Raw genomic sequence first — 2507 nt, forward strand, 5'->3', positions numbered from 1 at the left:
CCATAAATTAACCTGCTTTTGATGTTGGATTGAACATATCAAAATCAGGCAATTACACAATTTTATGTACAGGCTCTGAGGGCATCAGGCCGCAGTTAGCCAGCCTTACGTTTCACCGCTTTCTTCACGCTCTCATTTCTGACGGCACCGCTTTTCACCACACCGCTTTTAGCACCAGTGCTCTTCGCAGTCCCTGTCTTCGCCGAACCATTTGAACGCTGATGAACAATCGGCGTATGTTTGGTCAATGCCGGGCGAGTATGACGGTTCTGGCGACGCGCTTCACGCATCTCATCAAGGGTTGGCGCTGGCACCAGGCAATCACGACGTGAGCCAATCAGATGCTTTTTACCCATCTCTTCCAGCGCCTGGCGGATCATCGGCCAGCCAGCCGGATCATGATACCGCAGCAGTGCTTTATGCAGACGGCGCTGTTTGTCGCCTTTGGGAATAAATACATCTTCACTCTTATAACCAATCTTACCGAGCGGGTTTTTCCCGGTGTAATACATGGTTGTGGAGTTAGCGAGCGGCGATGGGTAGAAGTTCTGCACCTGATCAAGCCGGAAACGGTGACGTTTGAGCCACAGCGCCAGATTCACCATATCTTCGTCACGAGTACCCGGATGCGCCGAAATAAAGTAAGGGATCAGGTACTGCTCTTTACCGGCCTGTTTTGAGTAAGAATCGAACAACTCTTTAAAGCGGTCATAGCTGCCCATGCCCGGCTTCATCATTTTCGACAGCGGCCCTTCTTCGGTGTGCTCGGGGGCTATCTTCAGGTAGCCGCCCACATGGTGGGTTGCCAGCTCTTTGATATAGCGCGGATCTTCAACCGCAATGTCATAACGAACACCGGAGGCGATAAGGATCTTTTTGATGCCTTTCAGATCGCGGGCGCGACGGTACAGGTTAATCGTCGGCTCATGGTTGGTGTCCATATGCTGGCAAATATCCGGATAGACGCAGGACAGGCGGCGGCAGGTTTGTTCCGCACGCGGCGACTTGCAGCGCAGCATATACATGTTGGCCGTCGGGCCGCCCAGGTCAGAGATAATGCCGGTAAAGCCGGGAACCGTGTCACGAATAGCTTCGATCTCGTTAATGATCGAATCTTCAGAACGGCTCTGAATAATGCGCCCTTCATGTTCGGTGATCGAACAGAAGGAGCAACCGCCAAAGCAACCACGCATGATGTTGATCGAAAAACGGATCATCTCATACGCCGGAATACGACTGTTACCGTAGGCCGGATGCGGAATACGCTTGTACGGCAGGGCAAAAACGCTGTCCATCTCTTCGGTCGAAAGCGGGATCGCCGGTGGGTTAACCCAGATATAACGATCGCCATGCTTTTGCATCAGCGCGCGAGCACAACCGGGGTTGGTTTCATGATGCAGAATACGCGAAGCATGGGCATACAGCACTTTGTCGGCTTTGACCTTCTCAAAGGAAGGCAGCAGCACGTAGGTTTTTTCCCAGGGTTTTGGCCGCGGCGGCTGAACAATGACCGCTTTCGCTTCGGCCTGCTTTGGCTCAACGGGTTTGTTGTCCGCACAGGGCAGATCTTCGCCATAGGGATGCGGAATGGGGTCGATTTTACCCGGCATATCAATGATACGGGAATCGACGCCGCTCCAGCCTGGCAGCGCTTCTTTCACCATGATAGCGGTATTACGCACGTCGCGGATCTGCGAGATGGGTTCCCCCTGCGACAGACGGTGCGCCACTTCCACCAGCGGGCGCTCACCGTTGCCAAACATCAGCATGTCCGCTTTGGAATCCACCAGCACCGAACGACGAACGGTATCAGACCAGTAGTCATAATGGGCGGTACGGCGCAGACTGGCTTCAATGCCGCCGAGAATAACGGGCACATCTTTCCAGGCTTCTTTACAGCGCTGGGTATAGGCAAGCGTTGCGCGATCCGGGCGCTTACCGGCCACGTTATCCGGGGTGTAGGCATCGTCATGGCGCAGCTTACGATCCGCCGTATAACGGTTGATCATCGAGTCCATATTGCCGGCGGTCACACCGAAGAACAGATTCGGTTTCCCCAGACGCATAAAGTCATCTTTGCTGTTCCAGTCAGGCTGGGCAATGATGCCCACGCGAAAGCCCTGGGCTTCCAGCATGCGGCCGCAGATAGCCATCCCGAAACTCGGATGGTCAACATAGGCATCGCCGGTTACCAGAATGATGTCGCAGCTATCCCAGCCAAGTTGGTCCATTTCACTACGGGACATGGGTAAAAACGGAGCCGGACCAAAGCAGGCCGCCCAGTACTGGGGCCAGGAAAAAAGGTCACGATCCGGCTGGATCAGGGATATTGCGCTCATCTTGCTTCCAAAAAAGTGGCAAAAAAATAATCAAAGGGCGGGGATTATACGCCGGATCAATAGATGAAATGAAGGATTAACTGTGGGGGTTTTTCCCCTCACCCTAACCCTTGTATGTTTAAAGTCACTTCAGTTACCCGCCACCAGGCGGGTACACTATTACCGTGT

Annotated in this window: 1 protein-coding gene; it reads right to left on the minus strand. The window is 53.6% G+C overall.

The window, feature by feature from the left end; all coding sequences use genetic code 11:
• Positions 1-95: 95 nt before the first annotated feature.
• A complete protein-coding gene (locus ACSZO4_RS25320) occupies positions 96-2339 on the minus strand; it encodes a YgiQ family radical SAM protein (protein WP_437891845.1) in 2244 nt (747 codons plus the stop codon).
• Positions 2340-2507 lie beyond the last annotated feature (168 nt).

Origin of the sequence: Phytobacter sp. V91 (genome assembly GCF_965644225.1) — a bacterium.
GTDB lineage: Bacteria > Pseudomonadota > Gammaproteobacteria > Enterobacterales > Enterobacteriaceae > CBFFRJ01.